8 protein-coding genes, 2 tRNA genes and 1 other annotated feature (1 of these 11 only partly in view) are annotated in these 9,447 nt (G+C 34.5%); of the genes, 9 read left to right on the top strand and 1 reads right to left on the bottom strand.

The window, feature by feature from the left end; all coding sequences use genetic code 11:
* From ACT8VG_RS03415 to ACT8VG_RS03405, 3 genes are all read left to right on the top strand, one after another.
* Positions 1 to 52: transfer RNA gene (locus ACT8VG_RS03415), tRNA-Lys, on the top strand; it begins 124 nt to the left of the window's first position.
* Between the two features lie 54 nt (positions 53 to 106).
* A tRNA-Lys gene (locus tag ACT8VG_RS03410) sits at positions 107 to 182 on the top strand.
* 107 nt (positions 183 to 289) lie between these two features.
* Complete coding sequence (locus tag ACT8VG_RS03405) at positions 290 to 1,717, top strand: HAD hydrolase-like protein (RefSeq protein WP_444195204.1); 1,428 nt, start codon at positions 290 to 292, stop codon at positions 1,715 to 1,717.
* Between the two features lie 15 nt (positions 1,718 to 1,732).
* Here ACT8VG_RS03405 and ACT8VG_RS03400 read toward each other — a convergent pair whose 3' ends face one another.
* Complete coding sequence (locus tag ACT8VG_RS03400; RefSeq protein ID WP_117458413.1) at positions 1,733 to 2,266, bottom strand: NUDIX hydrolase; 534 nt, start codon at positions 2,264 to 2,266, stop codon at positions 1,733 to 1,735.
* Positions 2,267 to 2,339: 73 nt separating this feature from the next.
* On the opposite strand from ACT8VG_RS03400, the gene ACT8VG_RS03395 reads away from it, so the two are divergent.
* The 6 genes from ACT8VG_RS03395 to ACT8VG_RS03370 form a co-directional block, all read left to right on the top strand.
* Positions 2,340 to 3,308, top strand: a complete 969-nt coding sequence (locus ACT8VG_RS03395; protein ID WP_187012177.1) for an RluA family pseudouridine synthase — start codon at positions 2,340 to 2,342, stop codon at positions 3,306 to 3,308.
* A 48-nt stretch (positions 3,309 to 3,356) separates the two neighbouring features.
* Complete coding sequence (locus tag ACT8VG_RS03390; protein ID WP_217106004.1) at positions 3,357 to 4,283, top strand: ROK family protein; 927 nt, start codon at positions 3,357 to 3,359, stop codon at positions 4,281 to 4,283.
* A 61-nt stretch (positions 4,284 to 4,344) separates the two neighbouring features.
* Entirely contained in the window at positions 4,345 to 5,475 is a 1,131-nt protein-coding gene (gene mnmA / locus ACT8VG_RS03385) for a tRNA 2-thiouridine(34) synthase MnmA (protein WP_444195203.1), read from the top strand.
* Positions 5,475 to 7,664 (top strand): SF1B family DNA helicase RecD2, encoded by a 2,190-nt coding sequence (recD2, locus tag ACT8VG_RS03380; RefSeq protein ID WP_444195202.1) that lies wholly within the window; start codon positions 5,475 to 5,477, stop codon positions 7,662 to 7,664. Before mnmA ends, recD2 begins: the two co-directional genes overlap by 1 nt.
* 146 nt (positions 7,665 to 7,810) lie before the next feature.
* On the top strand, positions 7,811 to 8,782 hold the full coding sequence (locus tag ACT8VG_RS03375) for a Na/Pi cotransporter family protein (RefSeq protein ID WP_117458418.1): 972 nt from the start codon (positions 7,811 to 7,813) through the stop codon (positions 8,780 to 8,782).
* 42 nt (positions 8,783 to 8,824) lie between these two features.
* Positions 8,825 to 9,022 (top strand) — a binding site (T-box leader).
* Positions 9,023 to 9,055: 33 nt separating this feature from the next.
* A partial coding sequence (locus ACT8VG_RS03370; protein ID WP_444195201.1) for an alanine--tRNA ligase-related protein occupies positions 9,056 to 9,447 on the top strand: 392 nt, incomplete at its 3' end.

Here is a 9,447-nt window from a genome sequence, read left to right as displayed (position 1 = left end):
CATCTGACTCTTAATCAGAGGGTCCACGGTTCGAGCCCGTGCGGGGAGACCATTTAAAATTTAACAGGATAAACCTGATATTCTTGATAGAAATATCAAGAACTATCTCTCCGTAGCTCAGTTGGTAGAGCATCTGACTCTTAATCAGAGGGTCCACGGTTCGAGCCCGTGCGGGGAGACCATTTGTAAACAATGCAGAACTTCGGTTCTGCTTTTTTGTTGTATATGATAGCATATCATTTGGGAATTTGCTATAATGGAGGTTAGATTAGGGAAAGGGGTATTATTTATGAGAGAGGATACAGAATTAAAACTAGCAATCATAGAACTGGATGGATGTATATTCCCCCTAAACAGACTCCGCTATAATTTCTATAAGAATTTATGTAAAAAGAAAAATATTATTGTTACTCCTGAAGAGTTCTATCATGCTTTAGGTAATATGTATTCAATGTATGAAACTCTTCCGCTTGCGACGACAATTAATAGTCAGAAGCTTAATGCAACTGTAGAAAAAGATTTATATAATTATTTGAACATGAAGGGTTTATCACCAAAAGATGGTGTTATTGAGTTATTTGAATACTTTCGTCAGAATAATATTCCAATTGCAATTGTTTCTACTCATAAAACTAAAACAGCTATTAATTATCTAGAACTTGGTTCTTTGTATCGTAAAGTTGATTATGTTATTGGATGTGATACAGATATTAAAGCACTTCCTTCAGAAGAACTGCTTGCTTATATTGATAAAAGATTCCAGGTAACACCTAAAGATACATTAGTCATTACTTCTATGAATGGTATTCTTCATTCAGCTAATAATATTGGAATGAATACTATTTATTTAAATGATTTGGTAGAAGCAGGAGATGATGAAATCAGCTGTTCTTATCAGGTAGCCAATACAATGTATGAAGCATTGAATGATATTCTTTTTGGTCGTTATGAAGATTATAAGATCTTTGAACCGCTTCTTGGTATGGACAAAGAGATGTCTGTTGCTAAATTAAAGGCTTTATTCGCAAACTTGCAGGAAGTCTATAAGGATGATCCTGACTTATTAAAAATCATTAAATCTACTTATATATCTAAACTCTCTGAACTCACTAAAGAACGTCCAAGACGTTTTACCTTCAGTGATGAAGATCTAGCAGAATTAGAAAAAGAAGAAGTAGAAGAATCTGTAGTAGAAGAAAAAAAAGAAGAACCTACCGCATTATCACTGAATGCGCAGGATACGGCTGCATTAAATGATGTCATCGCAAAGGTTATGGAAGCTGAAAACAATCCTCCAGAAGAAATAGAGGAAGAAAAAGAAGAACCAGTGGTAGAAGAGCCAAAAAAGAAGCCTGATCATCATATTATTAATACTTTTATTAATATTAGTTATGTCTTATTATTATCATTGATGATTCTCTTACTTGGTTTAGTAGTTCATATTGCGTTAGGTAATATGATGGATCAGCCTGTTGTGAAGGTATTACATGCAATTAGTTTAGGTTATATTGATGTTGTTGAATCAATTTTTGAATTCATCTTCAATGGTCTTCATTCTATTACGAATGTTATTCCAGATTACTATACTTATATGAATGATAATACATTGATGACTCTTTCTGCTTTAAAGATGATTCATTGTTATATTATGAATGTAGTGATTGTTTCAATCGTAGAAGTGATTAAATACTCTATACTAAGTAAAAAGAGCTCTTAACCTAGAGCTCTTTTACTATTTGCAATGTTTTCTGTTATAAGCGTACATAACTGCAATGACAGTTTTACCATCAATAATGCGTCCATCAAAGATTGCTTTGTAAGCTTCATCGATAGGCATTTTAATGATATTTAAGAATTCATCTGCATCACACTGTAATGAATCTTCTACTTCTTTAAAGTCTTCTGCTTCATAAATTCTAAGTATTTCACTTGAATAACCAGGTGTAGGAAGCATCTTTAAGATAGGACGCATATTTTTAGCACGTCTGTTTGTTTCTTCCTCAAATTCACGATAACAGGCCTTATCAGGATCTTCTCCTAATTCTAGCTTACCTGCAGGTATTTCTAATGTATCGCATCTATTTGGATAACGGAACTGCTTTACAAGAATAATTTCATCATCCTCTATCGCAAGAATACATACACCACCATGGTGATATACACATTCACGTACAGCAGTATTACCGTCTTGTAATAATACATGTTCCTTAGTTACCTTTATGATGGCTCCATCATAAATTGTTGTTGAATCTATTTGTTTTTCCATGATTGTCACCTCGACTTTTATTATACCATAATCTAAGAGGTGTATGCTATAATGAGGGGGTAAAGGAGATATTATGAAAAAACTAGTAATCGATCAATATGATGATCATCAAAGAATAGATAAATACTTAAAGAAAGTGTTAGTCCAAGCACCTTCTTCACTTATATATAAAATGTTAAGAAAAAAAGATGTTAAAGTAAATGGTAAAAGAGTAAAGGAAAACTATATTCTTCATTCGGGAGATGAGGTGGAACTATTCTTATATGAAGATAAGTTCAAGGAATACACAAAACCTTTAACTATTTATGAGTTACCTATTACTTTTAAAGTTGTTTATGAAGATACACATATTCTTATTGTAGATAAACCTGCAGGATTGCTTGTTCATGAAGATATCAATGAATCAGTGAATACATTATCTAACCAGGTACTCACTTATTTATATCAGAAGGGTGAATATGATCCAGAAAAGAATATCAGCTTTACACCAGGTCCGGTGCACCGCTTAGACCGTAATACAAGTGGACTTGTCATCTTTGGTAAAGATATGCGTGCACTTCAGGATTTAAATACAATGATGAAAACAAGACAAGGCATTGAAAAGAAGTATCTTACTATTGCGATGGGACATATGAAGGATGCTACATTATCAGGATACGTCAAAAAGAATGAAGATGAAGGAAAGATGTATTTAGTAAAGAAAGATACACCGGGGGCTTTATCTATGAAAACAATAGTACATGTCTTAAAAAAATGTTCTACATGTTCTTTAGTAGAAGTACAGCTTATTACTGGCCGTACACATCAGATTCGTATTCATTTAAGTGCGACAGGACATCCAGTTATGGGTGATAGTAAATATGGAGATTTTGAATGGAATAAGGAAGTAAAGAAAAAGTTTCATCTCAATCATCAGTTCCTCCATGCTTATCAATTAACTTTTGTGGATCCAATAGGCTCTATGAGCTACTTAAAAGGTAAAACGGTTACATCACAGTTACCCGAACAGTTAGAAAAGATACAAAAAGAACTTTTTTCATAGCGTGTAAGTGTAATCTGTAATATAATATTTCAAGGAGGTATAGAGAACATGAAGTATTATATTGGAATTGATTTAGGTGGTACAAACGTAAGAACTTTACTTGTTGATGAAAATGGTCAGTCATATAGTGAAGTGAAGGATGCTACTGAAAGAGAAAAAGGACCAGATGCTGTTACTGCAAAAATCTGTCGTCAGATTGAAGCAATCGATTATACAGTATGTGGTGGTATTGAAAATGTAGAAGGTATTGGTATTGGTGTACCTGGACCAGTTGATGTTGTAAAGGGTGTTATGATTATGGCAAGTAACCTTCCTGGTTTTGAAAATTACCCAATTGCTGAAAAGTTATCTACAAAATTCAATAAACCTGTATTCTTAGATAATGATGCAAATGTTGCTGGTCTTGCTGAAGCGGTATTAGGTGCTGGTAAGAATTATCCAACTTGTTATTATGTAACAGTTTCTACTGGTATTGGCGGCGCTTTCACAGTTAATAAACAGTTAATCTCTGGTGGTAGAGGACATGCTGGTGAAATCGGTAATATCATCGTTAAGAATAATGGTTATAAGCAGGGTGCTTTAAACCCAGGTGCTGCAGAAGGAGAATGCTCTGGTACTGCAATCACTAGAAAGGGTCAGGAAGCTCTTGGTAAAGATTTAGTACATCATGCAGGTGATGTATTTAGATTGGCTGCAGAAGGTAATGAAACAGCTCAGGGTATTGCGGATGAATGTGTTAGTGAACTTGCTACATTATTCGCAAATATCGCACATACAGTTGATCCACATTGCTTTGTAGTAGGTGGTGGTGTTATGAAGTCTAAGAAGTATTTCCTAAATCAATTAACAAAAGAATTCAATCAGAAGATTCATGTAGGTATGAGAAATCATATTCCACTACTTGAAACAGAATTAGAAGACTGTGGTGCTATCGGTGCTGCAATGCTTCCAATGACAAGAATGAAGGCAGAATAATAGGAGGCTCTTTCAAGAGCCTTTTTTGTGTGGTAGAATACTAGACAAAGGGAGGTAGAACATGAAAAGAGTTGTACTTGGATTAAGTGGCGGTGTGGATAGTGCCGTTGCTGCTTATTTATTAAAGAAACAAGGTTACGAAGTAATCTGTGTATTTATGAGAAACTGGGATAGTTCATTAAATAATGATATTCTAGGTAACCCTACAAATGATGATGATGTATGTCCACAGGAAAAAGATTATTTAGATGCACAGGCGGTTGCATCACATTTAGGACTTGAAATCCGTAGAGTGGATTTTATTAAAGAATACTGGGATCAGGTTTTTACATATTTCTTAGAAGAATATGCAAAAGGACGCACACCTAATCCAGATATCCTATGTAATAAACATATTAAATTCAAAGCTTTCTTAGATTATGCTAAGTCTATTGATGCTGATTATATTGCGACAGGACATTATGCCCGTGTTGTACATACTGAAGGAAAAGAATCAGTGATGCTTCGTGGTGTAGATAATAATAAGGATCAGACTTATTTCTTATGTCAATTGAATCAGAATCAGTTAAATAACTCATTGTTCCCAATTGGTGAACTCACTAAACCAGAAGTAAGACAAATTGCAGAAGAACTTGATCTTCCTGTAGCACATAAAAAGGACTCTACAGGAATCTGTTTCATTGGTGAAAGAGATTTTAGAGAATTCTTAAAGAACTATATTCCGGCTAAATCAGGCAAGATGGTAGATATTGTCTCTAAGAAGGTTATTGGTGAACATCAGGGTATTATGTATTATACAATCGGGCAGAGAAAAGGTTTAGGTATTGGTGGTAATGGTGAACCTTGGTTTGTCGTAGGAAAAGATTATGACAAGAATATTCTTTATATTGCTCAGGGTGATAGTAATAAATGGTTATTATCTCATGGTGCATTGATTACTGATGTCAACTGGATCTCTGCAATAAAGCCAGAAGGTGAATATGACTGTACTGCCAAGTTTAGATATCGTCAGAAGGATAATGATGTTTCATTACACTTTATTGATGAAACAACACTTTATGTTACATTTAAGAAACCAATCAAGGCTGTCACTCCAGGTCAGGCTGCTGTCTTCTATGATGGAGATGTATGTCTAGGTGGAGGTACAATTGATAAAGTCTATAAAGACGGCAAGGAGATTGACTATTTATAATGGAAGAATACGAAGGCATTATTAGTAAAGTTATTTTCTATAATCCAGAAAATAAATATATAGTAGCAGCTTTTGAGACAGATGATGAAAAATTCACTATTATAGGAAATATGTCCTATGTAAATAATGATGATCGTTATCGTATTAAAGGAAGCTATGTCACACATCCCCGTTATGGTAAACAATTCAAAGTGTCTTCTTATGAAATAATTCTAGCGGATGATCGAAGTGAGATTATCCGCTATCTTTCTTCATCACTCTTTAAGGGAGTGGGTAAGAAGACGGCTGAAAGAATTGTGGATGCATTAGGGGAGGAAGCCTTAACTCTTATTAAGGATAATCCTGATTGTTTAAATAATATTCCCAATGTTACAGAAACAATTAAGAAGAATATTGTAGGTGTATTGACAAGTCAGGATTATGATCAACAGGTTTTATCTTTCTTTATGGGAAATGGTATTTCTACTCGTAATTTACCACTCATTCAAAACTTCTATAAAGATAAGACACTTGATGTATTACAAAATGATCCATATCGCCTCATTGATGATATAGAAGGTATTGGTTTTAAAAGTGTTGATGAACTTGCAATGAAAACAGGTGTAGAACCATTAGATGATAAACGTATCCAGGCAGGTATACTAGCTTCTTTAATGGATTTATGTTTCCAGACAGGAAGCACCTATAGTGATTATGAATCCTTTTATCATCACTTTAGACGTATGTTACCTGAATGTCCTGATGATTTATTTGCGAAGAATCTAGATAAAATCATAGCTGAAAAGGTTATTCAGGAAGAAGATCGTTATTATCCAAGAGATTTATATGAAAGTGAGACAATGATTGCAGAAAAGTTTGAACGTTATCTTAAACAATCAACGCAGTCTATTGAAGATTCTGTCATTGATGAAAAGATTAAAAGAACAGAAGAATTACAGGGTATTACTTATGATGAAATACAGAAGAATGCGATTAAGAAGTTTTTAGAAGAATCAGCACTTATTTTAACAGGTGGTCCTGGTACTGGTAAAACAACGATTGTACAAGCTATATTAAAGGTTTATCGTTCATTATATCCTGATGAAAAGATAGGACTCGTAGCTCCTACAGGGCGTGCAGCAAAACGATTATCAGAATTGACTAAACTAGAAGCATCTACTATTCACAGATTATTAAAATGGGATATTTCTACCAATACATTTTCTATGAACTCGGATCATCCATTAGATATTGATTTGCTTGTCATTGATGAGTTCTCAATGGTTGATTCACTCTTGTTTTCTAAATTATTAGATGCTTGTGCTCATGTACATAAAATATTACTTATTGGTGATGACCAGCAGCTTCCATCAGTATCACCAGGTAATGTCTTAAAGGATATGTTATTGAGTGGTATTCCACATATCTGCTTACAGACAATCTATCGTCAAGAAGAAGGCAGTGGTATTGTCGCATTATCTCATGATATCAGAAATGATCATTATGATTCTCGTGTTTTCGAAGATTATCGAGATATTCATTTTACAGTATGTCCTAACAAGGATGTTGCACAATGTGTGCAGACTATTGTGAAAAAAGCGGTAGAAGAGGGATATGATGCATCCGATGTACAGGTATTAGCACCTATGTATAGAGGTGTAGCAGGTATAGATGCTTTAAATGAATCTTTACAGGCTATGTTTAACCCGCCAACAAGTGATAAAGCTGAAATCAAAGTGGGTGGTAAGATCTTTAGAGAAGGAGATAAGCTTCTTCAATTAAAAAATCGTCCTGATGATGATGTTTATAATGGGGATGTAGGAATCTTAGTAGAAATTGAAAAGAAAGAAGATACTGGATTATCTTATGATACTCTCACTGTTGATTTTGATGGGCAGTTTGTAAACTACCGTACGACTGAATTCAATATGTTAAGACATGCTTATTGTATGTCTGTTCATAAATCTCAGGGTAATGAATTTAAGATTGTTATTATGTCAGTACTTCCAGAATACAGCATTATGATGAAGAAAAACTTATTATATACAGGTATCACAAGAGCCAAGCAGTCTTTATTTATCCTAGGAGATCATAATGTCTTTATTCGTGGCCTTCATAATAATCAGGATGAACAAAGACGTACAACATTACTCAAACGTTTTCAGGAGAGACATAAAACTTCTTCTTTTTCGATATCTGACTTCGAATAATCAAGTAAATAGTTCGTTAAAAACATTAAATTTAAGTTATTTTTGTAAAGTACTTTACATAAACTTAAGATTATTTTAACATTTAGTTAACGACATTTACGTAGAGACACGTTATAATGTAGTGGTAAAAGAAGGAAAACGAGATTATGAAAATAACGAATTGGCTTGACTTATTAGGTGGGCTAGCACTCTTTTTGTATGGAATGCAGGTTTTGAGTGATTCCTTAGAAGATGCTGCAGGTGACCGCTTAAAAACTATCTTAGAAAAACTAACAAATACAAAATTTAAAGGTGTTCTTGTCGGAATCGGTGTAACAGCTGCTGTACAGAGTTCTTCTGCAGTGACTGTTATGTTGATTGGTTTCATGAATGCCAGCTTAATGACATTAAACAGATGTATCTGGGTTGTAATGGGTTCTAATATCGGTACAACTATTACAGCACAGATGATTGCGATTAATGTAGGTGTTGTCGCACCGGTCTTTGCAGTTGTGGGTGTCTTCATGTGCTTATTCTTCAAGAATCGTAATGTGAGAGGTATTGGTTCAGTTATGACTGGATTTGGTATTCTCTTCATGGGGCTTAATATGATGAGCGCGGCCGTTGTGCCACTTCAGAAGGAACCTGTCTTTATTAAATTAATGACAACTCTTTCTAATCCAATACTTGCCGTATTATTTGCAGCTGCCTTTACTGCTTTGATCCAGTCTTCTGGAGCTGCAGTAGGTATTCTATCTGCACTTGCAACTAAAGGCTTAGTGCCATTTAGTACAGCAGCATTCATGGTATGTGGACTAAATATCGGTACTTGTATTACTGCCGTTCTTGCATCAGTGACTGGATGTAGAAACTCTAAGCGTATTGCGACATTCCATGTCCTATTTAACTTAGTGGGTACAATCTTCTTCTTGATTATATGTTCTGCTACACCATTATTATCATGGATTGCACAATTCTCTGGAACTCCAGCACATCAGGTGGCTAACTTCCATACAGTATTCAATATTGTAACTACAGTAATCATGTTACCATTTGATGCAGTATTTATGAAACTGATCTACAAGTTATTACCAATCAAGGGTGAAATGCTTGCAGAAGGTTCTTTAATCGAAGAATAGAGATAAGGCTTGCGCCTTATCTTTTTTTTATGTATAATAGGGGCATAATCGTTGAGAAAGACAAGTACTTCATAGAGGTCTTAAGAGAGAGAACGGGTGGTGCAAGTTCTTGGGTGTATGAAGGAAGGCTCCTTTCGAGAGTGATGTAAACATCAACGTATGACTGCGTTAAAGTCATAAAGGGCATAGATATATTTATCTATGAATAAGGATGGTACCGCGATTTAAGTCGTTCCTTTTAAGGAATGGCTTTTTTTATTTTAGGAGGATATTATGAAAAAGTTAACAGGTAATCAGACTCGTGCATTATTCCTTGAATATTTCAAGAAACAGGGACATATGGTTGAACCAAGTGCTTCATTGATTCCCCATGATGACCCAACATTATTATGGATCAATGCAGGTGTAGCGGCATTAAAGAAATATTTTGATGGTACAGAAAAACCAGCATGTAATCGTATCACAAATGCACAGAAATCTATTCGTACAAACGATATTGAAAATGTAGGGAAGACAGCACGTCACCATACATTCTTTGAAATGTTAGGTAACTTCTCTATTGGTGACTATTTTAAGACAGAAGCAATTCATTTTGCATGGGAATTCTTAACAGGTGAAGAATGGCTTGCTTTTGATAAAGATAAACTATATATCACTGTTTATAC

This window comes from Catenibacterium sp. (genome assembly GCF_052354645.1).
Lineage (GTDB): Bacteria > Bacillota_I > Bacilli_A > Erysipelotrichales > Coprobacillaceae > Catenibacterium > Catenibacterium mitsuoka_A.
The sequence above is the reverse complement of the archived record's forward strand: the minus strand, read 5'-3'. Positions and strand labels throughout refer to the sequence as shown.